The sequence below is a fragment of the Pseudomonas sp. KH_046_2 genome, from assembly GCF_057838985.1.
Genome location: NZ_CM174480.1, coordinates 606587 through 622117 on the forward strand (window position 1 = coordinate 606587; position 15531 = coordinate 622117).

The 15531-nt window shown below is 60.1% G+C and carries 12 protein-coding genes and 2 tRNA genes; 9 read left to right on the forward strand and 5 right to left on the reverse strand.

What is annotated here, in order from left to right:
• Positions 1-131 precede the first annotated feature (131 nt).
• Positions 132-2066, forward strand: coding sequence for a methyl-accepting chemotaxis protein (locus AC3IX1_RS02735; RefSeq protein ID WP_489387038.1), 1935 nt, complete (start codon positions 132-134; stop codon positions 2064-2066).
• Positions 2067-2186: 120 nt separating this feature from the next.
• On the opposite strand, the gene AC3IX1_RS02740 is transcribed toward AC3IX1_RS02735, so the two are convergent.
• The 5 genes from AC3IX1_RS02740 to AC3IX1_RS02760 form a co-directional block, all read right to left on the reverse strand.
• On the reverse strand, positions 2187-3743 hold the full coding sequence (locus tag AC3IX1_RS02740) for an ABC transporter permease (RefSeq protein ID WP_489387039.1): 1557 nt from the start codon (positions 3741-3743) through the stop codon (positions 2187-2189).
• Entirely contained in the window at positions 3743-4753 is a 1011-nt protein-coding gene (locus AC3IX1_RS02745; RefSeq protein WP_489387040.1) for an extracellular solute-binding protein, read from the reverse strand. The genes AC3IX1_RS02740 and AC3IX1_RS02745 overlap by 1 nt, the downstream gene beginning before the upstream one ends.
• 18 nt (positions 4754-4771) lie before the next feature.
• On the reverse strand, positions 4772-5002 hold the full coding sequence (locus AC3IX1_RS02750) for a hypothetical protein (protein ID WP_489387041.1): 231 nt from the start codon (positions 5000-5002) through the stop codon (positions 4772-4774).
• A 22-nt stretch (positions 5003-5024) separates the two neighbouring features.
• Positions 5025-5111 (reverse strand) — tRNA-Leu (locus AC3IX1_RS02755).
• A gap of 167 nt (positions 5112-5278) precedes the next feature.
• Positions 5279-5365 (reverse strand) — tRNA-Leu (locus AC3IX1_RS02760).
• 225 nt (positions 5366-5590) lie between these two features.
• On the opposite strand from AC3IX1_RS02760, the gene rnr reads away from it, so the two are divergent.
• The 8 genes from rnr (at position 5591) to AC3IX1_RS02800 (ending at position 15364) form a co-directional block, all read left to right on the forward strand.
• A complete protein-coding gene (gene rnr, locus AC3IX1_RS02765) occupies positions 5591-8218 on the forward strand; it encodes a ribonuclease R (RefSeq protein ID WP_489387042.1) in 2628 nt (875 codons plus the stop codon).
• Complete coding sequence (gene rlmB, locus AC3IX1_RS02770) at positions 8215-8982, forward strand: 23S rRNA (guanosine(2251)-2'-O)-methyltransferase RlmB (RefSeq protein ID WP_007973273.1); 768 nt, start codon at positions 8215-8217, stop codon at positions 8980-8982. Before rnr ends, rlmB begins: the two co-directional genes overlap by 4 nt.
• Positions 8983-9288: 306 nt before the next feature.
• A complete protein-coding gene (gene rpsF / locus AC3IX1_RS02775; RefSeq protein WP_008048087.1) occupies positions 9289-9711 on the forward strand; it encodes a 30S ribosomal protein S6 in 423 nt (140 codons plus the stop codon).
• Positions 9712-9739: 28 nt separating this feature from the next.
• The gene (gene rpsR, locus AC3IX1_RS02780; RefSeq protein WP_002551829.1) at positions 9740-9970 is read left to right on the forward strand and encodes a 30S ribosomal protein S18; all 231 of its coding nucleotides are present in this window, start codon (positions 9740-9742) and stop codon (positions 9968-9970) included.
• Between the two features lie 36 nt (positions 9971-10006).
• Positions 10007-10900, forward strand: a complete 894-nt coding sequence (locus tag AC3IX1_RS02785) for a hypothetical protein (protein WP_489387043.1) — start codon at positions 10007-10009, stop codon at positions 10898-10900.
• A 19-nt stretch (positions 10901-10919) separates the two neighbouring features.
• Positions 10920-11366 (forward strand): 50S ribosomal protein L9, encoded by a 447-nt coding sequence (rplI, locus tag AC3IX1_RS02790; protein WP_007973276.1) that lies wholly within the window; start codon positions 10920-10922, stop codon positions 11364-11366.
• Positions 11367-11474: 108 nt separating this feature from the next.
• Complete coding sequence (gene dnaB / locus AC3IX1_RS02795; RefSeq protein ID WP_223447618.1) at positions 11475-12872, forward strand: replicative DNA helicase; 1398 nt, start codon at positions 11475-11477, stop codon at positions 12870-12872.
• 188 nt (positions 12873-13060) lie between these two features.
• Entirely contained in the window at positions 13061-15364 is a 2304-nt protein-coding gene (locus AC3IX1_RS02800) for a YgiQ family radical SAM protein (RefSeq protein WP_489318128.1), read from the forward strand.
• Positions 15365-15531: the final 167 nt, after the last annotated feature.

A 15531-nucleotide genomic window follows, 5' to 3' on the forward strand; every position in this document is an offset into this window, starting at 1 on the left:
ACAAAGGCCCCTTAATTGGGGCCTTTGTCGTTTATGCCTGTTGGACGGCATGACCTTTGCTGTGAACATTAAAAAAAGCATTGCTTCCGGCGTGCTATCAATTTAATGGCGCCAAAGCAGAGGGATTTCAGATGTCGGCCGTTCTCTCGTTGTTACAAAGCCGTTTGTTGCGGCCCGTGTTCGTTACCCTTGGTATCGCCCTTTTGGTGCAGGTGCTGGTGGCTGTTGCTCTGACCCGGAGCACGGTGACCGCGCTGGAGGCCGATCTGGGCATGCGCCTGGGGGCGGACAGTCAAAAGCTTTCCGCTGAGCTTGAGCAGGCGGGGCGTGAAGTCACGTCGAGCCTCGACAGCCTCTCCACCAGCACGCGTCAACGCCTGACGGCCGGTTTGTCCTCGCGGCTGAAGGACGAGCAGGCGCAACTGCGCTCAACGCTGGAAAAAGATCTGAAGGACTCCGCCAACGACATGGCGCAGCTATTGGCCTCTGTCGCGCCCCGCGCCATGTGGGACAACGACGTTCCGACGCTTTCCGAATTCGCCCGTCGGGCCCAGCGCAATCCCAATGTGCTGTTCGTGGTGTATGACGACGCCACCGGCCAGCACCTGACGCGCTACCTCAACCGGGAAAACCCGATCAACAAGGCGCTGCTGGAAAAAGGCCAGGGCGAGCGTGCGCTGGACAAGGTGCTGGATGCGGCGAAGAACGATCCGTCGGTGTTCTACATCGAGGCCCCGATCAATCCTAACGGCGTAGAAATCGGCAAGGTCCTGATGGGGGTCTCGACGGCTTCGGTGGAGACTGATCTGGCGGCCCTCGACAAGCGCTTCTCGGCGTTGATCGCCAGCAGCGATCAACTGGTGGGCGATAGCCTCAAGGGCGCGGCCGCCGACAGCGCCACGGCCATGCGCTCGCGCCTGCAGTCGGCGCAGTCCACAGCGGCTGAAATGAAGGCCAATACCACCAGTACCGTGCAGGAAGCCGCTGCGACATTGCGCTGGCGCATCGGTGTGTGTCTGGCGGCGGTGGGTTTCGGTGTCCTGCTGTTGTTGGCGGTGGTGCTCGGTCGCCGGGTGGTCAATCGCCTGAAAATGCTGATCGTTGCCATGGATGACCTGGCGGCGGGCGAGGGCGATCTGACAAAGCGTGTGCAGATCAACAGCAAGGATGAAATCGGCGACATGGCCTCGGCGGTCAATCGCTTTGTGGATAAGTTGCAGCCGATTGTGCGCGAGGCGGGTGATGTGGCCCAGCGTACCGGCGTGGAAATCGGTGCGATGACTTTGCGCAACGCCGGCGCGGATGCGGCGGCCGGCATGCAGCGTGACGAGGTGGCGGAGAGTTTGCGCGCCTTGTCGCAAATGGCCGATGAGGCCCAGTCGGAAAGCCACGCCATGCAGGCGGCGCTGAAGCAGGTGGTGGACATTCGCCAGGCCACCGATGAAAACACCCGGACCTCGGCGAAGGTCGGCAGCCTGATCGAGGCGTTGGCCGGTCAGGTCGATACCGGGGCGCAGGTCATCGAGCGTCTGGCGCAGCAAAGTGAGCAGATTGAGGTGGTTCTGACGGTAATTCACGGGATCGCCGAGCAGACCAACCTGCTGGCGCTGAACGCGGCGATTGAAGCGGCGCGTGCCGGCGAGACCGGGCGCGGGTTTGCGGTGGTGGCCGATGAGGTGCGAGCGCTGGCGAGCAAGACGCAGAGCTCCACCGGCGATATTCAGGCGCACATTGTCGCTTTGCAGCAAGGCGCGCGTGAGGCGGTGGCGGCGATTGGTCAGGCCGGGCGCCAGGCCAGTGAGGGGTTGCTGGTGCTGCGCGACAGTGCGCGGTTGCAGCAGTCGGTGCAGGCGTCCGTCGAGCAAGTGCATGCGGCGATCGGTCTGGCCACCCAGGCGGCGGCGCATCAGGCTCAGGGCGCACAGGCGGTTCGGGGGCGGGTCCAGACCATTCATGCCCAGGCCGAGAAAGCGGCGCAAGCGGTTGTGGAGACCACGGCGAGCGGCAAGGTGCTCGATGGTCTGGCGGCGCAGTTGAAGGCGAGCCTGGGGCAGTTCAGGGCTTAGTGTTTTGTCAGGGATGGCCTCATCGCGAGCAAGCTCGCTCCCACAGTGATGGTTGGCGGACACAAAAATTGTGGGCGCCTCAGATCAAATGTGGGAGCGAGCTTGCTCGCGATGGCGGTCTTAACGACTCAGATACATCCGGGTCGTCAGCAAATAGACCGGCAACCCCGACACCACTATCAACAACGCCGCATAAGGCGCCGCCGCCGCGAACTCCACATTCGCGGTATGTGCCCAGACTTCCGTCGCCAGTGTATTGAGCCCGGTCGGACTCAACAGCAAGGTCGCCGTCAGTTCCTTCATCGCATCCAGGAACACCAGGGCAAAAGCCGCCCCCAGCGCCGGGAAAATAATCGGCAGTGTCACTCGGCAGAAAGCACTGAACGATGAGGCGCCCAACGTGCGCGCCGCCTCTTCAAGCTGCGGTGCCGCCTTGTTCAGGGCAGTGCGGATCGGCGCCTGGGCCAGCGGCAGAAACAGCAGGGCGTAGGCGATCAGCAGCAATGCCGAAGTCTGGTAAAGCATCGGTACGTAGTGCAGGGCGAAATACACCAGGGTCAGGGCAATGACCAGCCCCGGCAGCGCATGCAGCAAATACGGCAGGCGCTCGGCCCAGATCGCCAGTTGACCTTTGTAGCGCACGACCAGCAGGCCGACCGGCACCGCCAGCACCAGGCACAGTGCGGCGCCACCCAGCGACAGTGCGAGGGATGACATCAATGCTTCGCCGATTGCCACCACGGGAAAGGCGGCCGATGATCCCACCGCCAACCAGTAGGCCAGCATGCCGAGCGGAATCCCGCTGCCAATGATTGCCAGCAGCAGGCAATAAAGCTGTCCCGCCACGGCCCAAGGTCCCAGTTGAACCTGTTCCGCGCGTCGCGCCGCACCCTGGCCGGTGCGCACGTGTCGACCCTTGCCGCGTACGCGCAACTCCAGCCACAGCAGCGCCAGGCACAACATCAGCAGTACGGCGGAGAGCATCGCCGCGTTGGCATTGCTGAACTCCAGTTCGAACTGTTGATAGATCGCCGTGGTGAAGGTTTGCAGGCCGATGATCGACAAGGCGCCGAACTCCACCAGCATGTGCAAGGCAATCAGCAACGAACCCGCTAGCAGCGAAGGCCAGAGCAGGGGCAGGGTGACCTTGAAAAATACGCCCCAACGATTCTGCCCCAGCGTGCGCGCGGACTCTTCGAGGGACGGGTCAAGGTTGCGCAGGGTTGCCGCCACGGGCAGGAAAATCAGCGGGTATTTGGACAGGCTCATCACCAGGGTAGCCCCGCCAAGGCCCTCGAAATGAGCGCTGAGGGAAACCCAGGTGAAGCTGCTGACAAAGGCCGGTACGGCAAACGGCAAGCAGAGGATCACGCCCCACAATCGTCGGCCCGGCAGATTGCTGCGCTCCAGCAACCAGGCCAGCGACAGCCCGATTACCCCGCAAACAATGGTGACGCCAATCATCAATGCGAGTGTGTTGCGCAGCAAGCCGAACACATAAGGTCGCCACAGCAAATGCAGTGCTTCTGCCCAGCCTGCTTGCCAGGCTTTCAGGCCGACATACAGCAGAGGCAGGAGGCTGAGCGCCACCAGCAGCAACACGGGCAGTATCAGCCAGATAGACGGCCGCTTGCGCCGTGGTGCGTGCGCGTGATGCGCGGACAGTGAGGCACCCATCAATTCAGGCCAACATCACGTTCCAGGTCCAGCGCTTCTTCGGCGTTGCCGAGGTCAGCAGGCGTGACTTTTGGTGCTTCCAGTTCGCTGAACGGCTTGAGTCCGCGATCAGACTCCATGCCCTTGTGCAGTGGGTATTCGGCGGTGGTCTGGGTGATCACGCGCTGGCCTTCCTCGCTGGCCATGTAGGCGAGCAATTGCTGGGCTTCTTCGGGGTGTTTGCTGGATTTGAGTACTGCTGCGCTGGAAACGGTGATCAGCCCACCGACGTCGCCGCCAGTGAAGTAATGCAGCTTCGAATCGAGCTGGCCCTTTTCCCGTTGCAAGGCAAACCAGTAGTAGTTGTTCACCAGCACAGTGGCTACTTCACCATTTTCCACGGCTTTGAGTGCGACCATGTTGTTGCTGTAGGTCTTGCCGAATGCGCGCAGACCGGTCAGCCATTCTTCGGCTGCGTCCATGCCGTGCACCTTGATAATCGCCACCGCTTGTTCCTGGAAAGCGCCGCTGGTAGGAACGAAGCCGACTTTGCCTTGCCATTTCGGATCGGAGAATTCCATCACCGAGGCTGGCAGGTCTTTTTCATCGATCAGCTTGGGGTTGAAGGCGACGACGCGCACCCGGGCAGTCACGCCAATCCAGGTGCCGTTGCCGGCGACGTATTCCTTGGGTAGAACGGCCAGCGTGGCGTCATCGGTCTTGGCTAGCAGGCCTTGTTCGCCGAGTTTGTTCAGTGGCGGCGATTCTTCGGTATAGATCACGTCGGCGGGGGAGCGATCGCCTTCTTCGACGATCTGGCTGGCGAGCTGGTTGCTGCTGCCTTTGCGCACATTGACGTGGATCCCGGTCTTGGCTTCGAAGGCTTTGGCGACCGCGTCGCCGACTTCTTTGTGCTGGCCGTTGTAGAGGGTCAGGGCAACCGGATCGGCGGCTTGGGTGAGGGGAGTGGCGAGTGCCAGGCCGAGCAGGGTGGTGATCAGGCCGCGGCGCAGGGTATTTCGAAACATCATTCGCGGGGTTCCTCACTGTCACATTGCAAAAACTTGTAACAATGATAAACGATATTGTTTCTCAAATGCGCCGATAAATCCTGTAGGAGCGAGCTTGCTCGCGATGGGCGTGAACGAAAACGAGGGGTGTCTGGAGAAATGCGTCGCCTGTACATCCATCGCGAGCAAGCTCGCTCCTACCGGGGGCGAGTCATTTTCGGAAGGCCAGAAACGCAAAAACCCGCTTTCGCGGGTTTCTGTGAAATCCAAGGTCGTAACCTTGAATTTGAATTGGTGCCCAGAAGAAGACTCGAACTTCCACGACCGTAAGGTCACCAGCACCTGAAGCTGGCGTGTCTACCAATTTCACCATCTGGGCATTCATCTTCAGCGTTGCCGCTGTTGATGTGGCGCACTATACGGAGAGCATTTTGATCTGTAAACCCCTGATTCTAAAAATAATAAACCAATGGTCAAAAATGCAAAAACCCGCTTTCGCGGGTTTTTGTGTGAGCCTTGAAATTGAACTAATCTCAAGCTCGAAATTGGTGCCCAGAAGAAGACTCGAACTTCCACGACCTTGCGGTCACCAGCACCTGAAGCTGGCGTGTCTACCAATTTCACCATCTGGGCAGTATCGGCAACGTTGTCCGTCGTCGATGGCGCGCACTATACGGAGCGTCTTTTTAACTGTAAACCCCCGAGGTCAAAAAAACCTGGATAATTTCGCCAGCGGTCTTCAAAACAGCTTTGCGGTGTCGATACAGGGCTTTAGAAGGGGCGTCTTAGCCTGAAATTTCCCGTTTCATTACGCCTATGCCAAACTAACCCGCATATAGACAAGGTGAAAACTCTCTAATGGCCGATTGGCAGTCCCTCGATCCCGAGGCCGCTCGTGAAGCGGAAAAATATGAAAACCCTATTCCTAGCCGCGAGCTGATCCTTCAGCACCTTGCTGATCGAGGTTCGCCTGCTAACCGCGAGCAACTGGTCGAAGAGTTTGGTCTGACCACAGAAGACCAGATCGAAGCCCTGCGCCGCCGCCTGCGCGCCATGGAGCGCGATGCTCAACTCATCTATACCCGTCGCGGCACTTATGCGCCGGTGGACAAGCTTGATCTGATCCTGGGTCGCATCAGCGGTCACCGAGATGGCTTCGGCTTCCTGGTGCCGGACGACGGCAGTGACGACCTGTTCATGAGCCCGGCGCAGATGCGTCTGGTGTTCGACGGTGACCGTGCCCTGGCCCGGGTTTCCGGCCTGGACCGTCGTGGTCGCCGCGAAGGCATGATCGTCGAAGTGGTGTCCCGCGCTCACGAAACCATCGTCGGCCGCTACTTCGAAGAGGGCGGCATCGGTTTTGTGGTTGCCGACAACCCGAAGATCCAGCAGGAAGTGCTGGTGACCCCGGGTCGTAACGCCAACGCGCAGATCGGTCAGTTCGTCGAAGTGAAGATCACTCACTGGCCGACGCCACGCTTCCAGCCGCAAGGCGACGTGGTTGAAGTCGTGGGCAACTACATGGCGCCGGGCATGGAAATCGATGTCGCCCTGCGCACCTACGACATTCCTCACGTCTGGCCTGACGCCGTGCTCAAGGAAGCCGGCAAGCTCAAGCCGGAAGTCGAAGAGAAAGACAAAGAGAAGCGCATCGACTTGCGTCATCTGCCGTTCGTCACCATCGACGGCGAAGATGCCCGCGACTTCGACGATGCGGTCTATTGCGAAGCCCGTCCGGGCAAGCTGCGCCTGTTCTCCGGCGGCTGGAAGCTGTACGTGGCGATTGCCGACGTATCCAGCTACGTGAAGCTCGGTTCGGCGCTGGATGCCGAAGCGCAGGTTCGCGGCAACTCGGTGTACTTCCCCGAGCGCGTGATTCCGATGCTGCCTGAGCAACTGTCCAACGGTTTGTGCTCGCTGAACCCGCAAGTCGATCGCCTGGCCATGGTTTGCGAGATGACCATCTCCAAATCCGGCGAAATGACCGACTACTGCTTCTACGAAGCGGTGATCCACTCCCATGCCCGTCTGACCTACAACAAGGTCAGCGCCATGCTGGAAACGCCGAAAGCCACCGAAGGGCGCAAGCTGCGCGGTGAATACACCGACGTTGTGCCGCACCTCAAGCAACTGTACTCGCTGTACAAGGTGTTGCTGGCGGCCCGTCACGTACGTGGCGCGATCGATTTCGAAACCCAGGAAACCCGGATCATCTTCGGTACCGAGCGCAAGATTGCCGAAATTCGTCCGACCGTGCGCAACGATGCGCACAAGCTGATCGAGGAATGCATGCTGGCGGCCAACGTGGCCACCGCCGAATTCCTGAAGAAGCACGAAATCCCGGCGCTGTATCGCGTCCACGATGGTCCGCCACCGGAGCGCCTGGAAAAGCTGCGCGCCTTCCTCGGCGAGCTCGGCCTGTCCCTGCACAAAGGCAAGGACGGCCCATCGCCGAAGGATTACCAGGCACTGCTGGCCGGCATCAAGGATCGTCCGGACTTCCACCTGATCCAGACCGTCATGCTGCGCTCGTTGAGCCAGGCGGTGTACAGCGCCGATAACCAGGGCCACTTCGGCCTGAATTACGAGGCGTACACCCACTTCACTTCGCCGATCCGCCGCTACCCGGACTTGCTCACGCACCGGGCGATCCGCAGCGTGATCCATTCGAAGCAGAACACCCCGCACGTTCGCCGTGCCGGTGCGATGACCATTCCGAAAGCGCGCATCTATCCGTACGACGAAGCGGCCCTGGAGCAACTCGGCGAGCAGTGCTCGATGAGCGAGCGTCGTGCCGACGAAGCGACCCGCGACGTAGTGAACTGGCTCAAGTGCGAGTTCATGAAAGACCGCGTGGGCGAATCGTTCCCGGGTGTGATCACCGCCGTGACCGGTTTTGGCCTGTTCGTCGAGCTGACCGATATCTACGTCGAAGGCTTGGTGCACGTCACCGCGCTACCGGGCGATTACTACCACTTCGATCCTGTGCACCACCGCCTGGCCGGTGAGCGTACCGGTCGCAGCTTCCGCCTGGGCGACACCGTGGAAGTGCGGGTCATGCGCGTCGACCTCGACGAGCGCAAGATCGACTTCGAGATGGCCGAAAAAACCATCAGCGCGCCGATCGGCCGCAAAAAACGTGGCACCGAAGCGGCAGCGCCTGCGGCTAAAGCCGAAGCAGAGCCGGCCCCGGCGAAAACCGGTCGTCGTCCTGCCAAGGAAAAGGCTGTAGAAGCCTATCGCCCGAGCGATGCGGCGGCGAAAAACGCCGAAGTGCGCAGAAGCCGTGAAATGAAACAGGCGTTGCTCGCCGGTGCGAAAAGCGGCGGTAAAGCGGCGTCTGGGGGAAAGACCAGTCGGTCGACGCCTGACAAGGCCGTCGGCGGCAAGCCGGCCAAGCCGAGCAAACATCGTAAAGGCCCGCCAAAAGCGGGCTCGGCTCCAGCCAAGAGTGGCGGGGCGCGTAAACCTAAGGCCAAGCCATGAGTCAGTTGGAAAAGATCTACGGCGTACATGCTGTAGAAGCGTTGTTGCGTCACCACCCGAAACGGGTGAAGCAGATCTGGTTGGCCGAAGGTCGCAATGACCCTCGGGTCCAGACGCTGATCGAACTGGCCAACGAAAACCGGGTCCAGGTCGGCCAGGCCGAGCGCCGCGAAATGGACGCCTGGGTTGAAGGCGTGCACCAGGGTGTGGTCGCGGACGTGAGTCCGAGCCAGGTCTGGGGCGAGGCGATGCTCGACGAGCTGCTCGATCGCACTGATGGCGCGCCGTTGTTGCTGGTGCTCGACGGTGTGACCGATCCGCACAACCTCGGCGCCTGCCTGCGTTCTGCCGATGCGGCGGGTGCGCTGGCAGTGATCGTGCCGAAGGATAAGTCTGCGACCCTGACTCCGGTTGTACGAAAAATTGCCTGCGGCGCAGCGGAAGTGATTCCGCTGGTTGCCGTGACCAACCTGGCGCGCACCCTGGAAAAGCTCCAGCAGCGCGGCTTGTGGGTTGTCGGTACGGCCGGTGAAGCTGAGGTCAGCCTGTATGACCAGGACCTGACCGGCCCGACCATCCTGATCATGGGTGCCGAAGGCAAGGGCATGCGTCGCCTGACCCGCGAGCATTGTGACTACCTGGTGAACCTGCCGATGGCCGGCAGCGTCAGCAGTCTCAACGTTTCCGTAGCGACCGGCGTTTGCCTGTTCGAAGCGCAGCGTCAGCGCAGTGTCAAAGCCAAGGCTGCTGCCAAGAAGTCCTAAGTTCGACGCAATCAAAATGTGGGAGCGGGCTTGCTCGCGAAAGCGGAGTAACATTCAGCAAAGATGTTGGATGTAGTACCGCATTCGCGAGCAAGCTCGCTCCCACAGTGTTTTGTGGTGTGGCATGAATGGTGGCTGTTCAAATAATCACCAATTACCTTGCGCCTCCCTCGCCCCTTCTCTACAATTGCGCCCCTTGCTGTGATGGCAGGCAGCAACGTGTCTAGCGTCCGCAAGTCCATAAGTGTCATTCACTCCTTGTCTGACCGCTTTTGAGCGGCAGGCTACAACCCGTAAGGAGCATTCATGCGTCATTACGAAATCATCTTTTTGGTCCACCCGGATCAAAGCGAGCAAGTCGGCGGCATGGTTGAGCGTTACACCAAGCTGATCGAAGAAGACGGCGGCAAAATCCACCGTCTGGAAGATTGGGGCCGTCGTCAACTGGCCTACGCAATCAACAATGTTCACAAGGCTCACTACGTGATGCTGAACGTTGAGTGCACTGGCAAGGCCCTGGCCGAGCTGGAAGACAACTTCCGCTACAACGATGCAGTGATCCGTAACCTGGTCATCCGTCGCGACGAAGCCGTTACCGGCCAGTCCGAGATGCTCAAGGCTGAAGAAAACCGCAGTGAGCGCCGTGAGCGTCGCGACCGTCCTGAGCACGAAGGCGCTGAAAGCGCTGATAGTGATGACAGCGACAACAGCGATAACGCTGACGAGTAATCCACGGACCTTTTAAGGAGCCAATTACATGGCACGTTTCTTCCGTCGTCGTAAATTCTGCCGCTTCACCGCTGAAGACGTGAAAGAGATCGATTACAAAGATCTCAACACTCTGAAAGCCTACGTATCCGAGACCGGCAAAATCGTTCCAAGCCGCATCACCGGTACCAAAGCTCGTTATCAGCGTCAGCTGGCCACCGCTATCAAGCGCGCCCGCTTCCTGGCCCTGCTGGCCTACACCGACAGCCACGGCCGCTGAGACCGGGCAGTCGACACGTAGCAAAGGATTGAATGCATGCGGGCCATAGCTGAGTTCATCATGCGCGGCCGTATGCAGGCCACTCTGGTAGTGGCTGGATGCGCGGCGATGCCGTTGTTGTATTGGTTGGGTGCTGCCGCCGGATGCCTTGTGCTCCTGCGGCGCGGATTGAGGGACGCCCTGGGCGTTCTTGCTCTGGGACTGCTGCCGGCATTGGCCTGGTGGCTTTACTCCGACGACCCACGGGCACTTCTGGTGCTGCTGGGGTCTGCGAGCCTTGCGTTGGTTTTGCGCGCAAGCGAGTCCTGGAACCGCGTGCTGCTGGTCAGCATAGCGATGGGAGTGGTGTTTTCAGTGGTGTTGGGGACAGCTTTTGCTCCCCAGATCGAGATGCTGGCGCAGGCTTTGATCAAAGTCATGCCGTCGCTACTCGGTGATGTCTACCAGAAGTTGTCGGTAGACGAACAAGCGCGTTTCGCGTCCCTGATTGCACCGGTCCTGACCGGCCTGATTGCGGCGTTGTTGCAAATCGTCAGCTTGCTGAGCCTGCTTGTCGGGCGCTACTGGCAGGCGTTGTTGTACAACCCGGGCGGTTTTGGTCGCGAGTTTCGCGCCATCCGCATCCCGCTGTTGCCGGCGATGTTGCTGCTGGCGTGCATGCTTCTGGGGCCGAATCTTGGTTCACAGATGGCCATGTTGACGCCGTTGTGCAGCGTACCGCTGGTGTTCGCCGGGCTGGCCCTGATTCACGGGCTGGTGGCGCAGAAGCGACTGGCCAGGTTCTGGCTGGTGGGGTTGTACGTGACGCTGTTGCTGTTCATGCAACTGATCTATCCGTTGCTGGTGGTCCTGGCCATCGTCGACAGCCTGATTGATTTTCGCGGTCGTTCGGCACCGAAAGATGCCGATAACGCGAACGGTGAAGGTTAAAAGTTAAGAGGATTTTCACATGCAACTGATCCTTCTGGAAAAAGTCACCAACCTGGGCAACCTGGGTGACAAAGTGAACGTTAAGGCTGGTTACGGTCGTAACTACCTGCTGCCTTACGGCAAAGCTACCGCTGCGACCCCAGCCAACCTGGCTGCGTTCGAAGAGCGTCGCGCTGAGCTGGAAAAAGCTGCAGCAGATCGCAAAGCATCGGCTGAAAGCCGCGCTGCCCAACTGGCCGAGCTGGAAGTGACCATCACTGCCACCGCTGGCGACGAAGGCAAGCTGTTCGGTTCGATCGGTACTCACGACATCGCTGACGCACTGACCGCCTCCGGCGTTGAAGTGCAGAAGAGCGAAGTTCGTCTGCCGAACGGCACCATCCGCAACGTAGGCGAATTCGACGTAGCCGTGCACCTGCACGCCGAAGTTGAAGCCACCGTACGCGTTGTCGTGGTAGCAGCTTAAGCAGCACTTGTCGGCTGGCACCCTCGGGTGCTTGCCGGTAACATCGGGCACGATCCTGTTTACAGGTCGTGCCCTTTGTCTTTCTGATTCCTCCAATTTCAAGTGGCCATGAACGATATCTCCGCTCCTGAGCAATACGATCTGCAAACCGCCGCGCTGAAAGTGCCGCCGCATTCCATCGAAGCCGAACAGGCTGTGCTCGGTGGTCTGATGCTGGACAACAACGCCTGGGAACGCGTGCTCGATCAAGTCTCCGACGGCGATTTCTATCGACATGACCACCGCCTGATTTTCCGTGCGATCGCCAAGCTGGCCGATCAGAACATGCCGATCGACGTCGTGACCCTGTCCGAGCAACTGGACAAGGAAGGTCAGACTTCACAGGTCGGCGGCCTCGGTTACTTGGGCGAACTGGCGAAAAACACCCCATCTGTCGCCAACATCAAGGCCTATGCGCAGATCGTTCGCGAGCGGGCGACGTTGCGCCAATTGATCGGCATCAGCACCGAGATTGCCGACAGCGCGTTCAACCCTGAGGGGCGCACTGCCGCCGAGATTCTCGACGAAGCCGAACGGCAGATCTTCCAGATCGCCGAGGCCCGGCCAAAAACCGGTGGCCCGGTGGGCGTCAACGACCTGCTGACCAAGGCCATCGACCGCATCGACACCTTGTTCAACACCGACAACGCCATTACCGGCCTGTCCACCGGTTACACCGACCTCGACGAGAAAACCAGCGGCCTGCAACCGTCCGACCTGATCATCGTCGCCGGCCGTCCATCGATGGGTAAAACCACCTTTGCGATGAACCTGGTGGAAAACGCCGTGTTGCGCAGCGAGAAAGCCGTGCTGGTTTACTCCCTCGAGATGCCAGGTGAATCGCTGATCATGCGTATGCTGTCTTCCCTCGGTCGAATCGACCAGACCAAGGTCCGTTCCGGTCAGCTTGAAGACGACGACTGGCCACGCCTGACCTCGGCGGTCAACCTGCTCAACGACCGCAAGTTGTTCATCGACGATACCGCCGGCATCAGCCCGTCGGAAATGCGCGCCCGAACCCGCCGTCTGGTGCGTGAACACGGCGAAGTCGGCTTGATCATGATCGACTACCTGCAACTGATGCAGATCCCGGGTTCCAGTGGCGATAACCGGACCAACGAGATTTCCGAGATCTCCCGGTCCCTGAAAGCCCTGGCGAAAGAATTCCAATGCCCGGTGGTGGCGTTGTCCCAGCTCAACCGTTCCCTGGAACAACGTCCGAACAAACGCCCGGTGAACTCCGACTTGCGGGAATCCGGAGCGATCGAGCAGGACGCCGACGTGATCATGTTCGTTTACCGCGACGAGGTGTATCACCCGGAGACCGAGCACAAAGGCATCGCCGAAATCATCATCGGCAAGCAGCGGAACGGCCCGATCGGCTTTATCCGCCTGGCGTTCATCGGCAAGTACACCCGCTTTGAGAACCTGGCGCCGGGTAGCTATAACTTCGATGATGATGAATAGTTTGTAGCGTCTGAGCTGACGCCATCGCGAGCAAGCTCGCTCCCACAAGGATCACGCCAAACCTGTGGGAGCGAGCTTGCTCGCGATAGGGTCACCGCAATTTCCGACCATAGCCGTCGGAATTGGTCAAAATTTGTGCTATATTCCGCGCCCGCGAAATTCAATGAAAGCCAACACCGGTTATCGACATGCAAGCAGCCAAGCCGTTATTTGACTATCCCAAGTACTGGGCCGAATGTTTCGGGCCAGCGCCGTTCCTGCCCATGAGCAGGGAGGAGATGGATCAGCTTGGCTGGGATTCCTGCGACATCATCATCGTCACCGGTGATGCCTACGTCGACCACCCGTCGTTCGGCATGGCGATCATCGGCCGGCTGCTGGAGTCCCAGGGCTTCCGCGTCGGGATCATTGCCCAGCCGAACTGGCAGTCCAAAGACGACTTCATGAAGCTCGGCGAGCCGAACCTGTTCTTCGGTGTCGCGGCCGGCAACATGGACTCGATGATCAACCGCTACACCGCGGACAAGAAAATCCGTTCCGACGATGCCTACACCCCGGGTGGCCTGGCCGGCAAGCGTCCGGACCGCGCCAGCCTGGTCTACAGCCAGCGCTGCAAGGAAGCCTACAAGCACGTGCCAATCGTGCTCGGCGGCATCGAAGCGTCCCTGCGCCGCATCGCCCACTACGACTACTGGCAGGACCGTGTGCGCAACTCGATCCTGATCGACGCCAGCGCCGACATCCTGCTCTACGGCAACGCCGAGCGCGCGATCGTTGAAGTCGCCCAGCGCCTGTCCTACGGTCACAAGATCGAAGACATCACCGATGTGCGCGGCACCGCGTTCATACGTCGTGACACGCCGCAAGGCTGGTACGAAGTCGACTCCACTCGCATCGACCGTCCGGGCAAGATCGACAAGATCATCAACCCGTACGTCAACACCCAGGACACCCAGGCCTGCGCCATCGAGCAGGAAAAGGGGCCGGTCGAGGATCCGCAGGAAGCCAAGGTCGTACAGATTCTGGCCAGCCCGCGAATGACCCGCGACAAGACCGTGATCCGCTTGCCATCGGTTGAAAAAGTCCGTGGCGATGCGGTGCTTTATGCCCACGCCAACCGCGTATTGCACCTGGAAACCAACCCGGGTAACGCCCGTGCGCTGGTGCAGAAGCACGGCGAAGTCGATGTCTGGTTCAATCCGCCACCGATTCCGATGACCACCGAAGAAATGGACTACGTGTTCGGCATGCCTTATGCGCGCATTCCGCACCCGGCGTACGGCAAGGAGAAGATCCCGGCCTACGACATGATCCGTTTCTCGGTGAACATCATGCGTGGCTGCTTTGGCGGCTGCACCTTCTGCTCGATCACCGAGCACGAAGGCCGGATCATCCAGAACCGTTCCCACGAGTCGATCATTCGCGAGATCGAAGAGATTCGTGACAAGGTCCCGGGCTTTACCGGCGTGATCTCCGACCTCGGCGGCCCGACCGCGAACATGTACCGCATCGCGTGCAAGAGCCCGGAAATCGAATCCGCATGCCGCAAGCCATCGTGCGTGTTCCCTGGCATCTGCCCGAACCTGAATACTGACCACTCGGCGCTGATCCAGCTGTACCGCAGCGCCCGTGAGTTGCCGGGTGTGAAGAAGATCCTGATCGCTTCCGGTCTGCGTTACGACCTCGCGGTCGAGTCGCCGGAATACGTTAAAGAGTTGGTGACCCACCACGTCGGTGGCTACCTGAAGATCGCCCCGGAACATACCGAGGAAGGTCCGCTCAACCAGATGATGAAACCGGGCATCGGCAGCTATGACAAGTTCAAGCGCATGTTCGAGAAGTACTCCAAGGAAGCCGGTAAAGAGCAGTACCTGATTCCGTACTTCATCGCCGCCCACCCGGGCACCACCGATGAAGACATGATGAACCTGGCCCTGTGGCTCAAGGGCAACGGTTTCCGAGCCGACCAGGTGCAGGCGTTCTACCCGTCGCCGATGGCCACCGCCACCGCGATGTACCACTCGGGCAAGAACCCGCTGCGCAAGGTCACCTACAAGAGTGACGCGGTGACCATCGTCAAGAGCGAGGAGCAGCGTCGTCTGCACAAGGCGTTCTTGCGTTATCACGACCCGAAAGGCTGGCCGATGCTGCGTGAGGCATTGACCCGCATGGGCCGCGCCGACCTGATCGGGCCGGGCAAGAACCAGTTGATTCCTTTGCACCAGCCGTCGACTGACAGCTACCAGAGTGCCCGTCGCAAGAACTCGACGCCGGCCGGCAGCCACAAGGTTGCGGGGGAAAAGACCACCAAGATCCTGACCCAGCACACCGGCCTGCCACCGCGTGCCAGCGATGGCGGCAACCCGTGGGACAAGCGCGAACAGGCCAAGGCTGCGGCGTTCGCCCGCAACCAGCAGGCGGCCAAGGAACGCAAGGACGCGGCCAAGGGCAAAGGCCCAAAACCGACCCGCAAGCCGGTCGTGCCGCGCTAAACCTCGCTTGAGCTGAACAGAACGCCAACCTTCGGGTTGGCGTTTTGCATTTCAGGCTTGAAAAAATGTACTGGAGCTACTGGCCTCATCGCGAGCAGGCTCACTCCTACAATGAAATGCATTCCCCTGTAGGAGCGAGCCTGCTCGCGATGAGGCCGGAATTGCCA

What these genes read in the sequence shown, in the direction of transcription:
- AC3IX1_RS02735 (WP_489387038.1), top strand. Translation starts at nt 132, where the DNA reads ATGTCGGCCGTTCTCTCGTTGTTACAAAGCCGTTTGTTGCGGCCCGTG.
- AC3IX1_RS02740 (WP_489387039.1), bottom strand. Translation starts at nt 3,743, where the DNA reads ATGGGTGCCTCACTGTCCGCGCATCACGCGCACGCACCACGGCGCAAG.
- AC3IX1_RS02745 (WP_489387040.1), bottom strand. Translation starts at nt 4,753, where the DNA reads ATGATGTTTCGAAATACCCTGCGCCGCGGCCTGATCACCACCCTGCTC.
- rnr (WP_489387042.1), top strand. Translation starts at nt 5,591, where the DNA reads ATGGCCGATTGGCAGTCCCTCGATCCCGAGGCCGCTCGTGAAGCGGAA.
- rlmB (WP_007973273.1), top strand. Translation starts at nt 8,215, where the DNA reads ATGAGTCAGTTGGAAAAGATCTACGGCGTACATGCTGTAGAAGCGTTG.
- rpsF (WP_008048087.1), top strand. Translation starts at nt 9,289, where the DNA reads ATGCGTCATTACGAAATCATCTTTTTGGTCCACCCGGATCAAAGCGAG.
- rpsR (WP_002551829.1), top strand. Translation starts at nt 9,740, where the DNA reads ATGGCACGTTTCTTCCGTCGTCGTAAATTCTGCCGCTTCACCGCTGAA.
- AC3IX1_RS02785 (WP_489387043.1), top strand. Translation starts at nt 10,007, where the DNA reads ATGCGGGCCATAGCTGAGTTCATCATGCGCGGCCGTATGCAGGCCACT.
- rplI (WP_007973276.1), top strand. Translation starts at nt 10,920, where the DNA reads ATGCAACTGATCCTTCTGGAAAAAGTCACCAACCTGGGCAACCTGGGT.
- dnaB (WP_223447618.1), top strand. Translation starts at nt 11,475, where the DNA reads ATGAACGATATCTCCGCTCCTGAGCAATACGATCTGCAAACCGCCGCG.
- AC3IX1_RS02800 (WP_489318128.1), top strand. Translation starts at nt 13,061, where the DNA reads ATGCAAGCAGCCAAGCCGTTATTTGACTATCCCAAGTACTGGGCCGAA.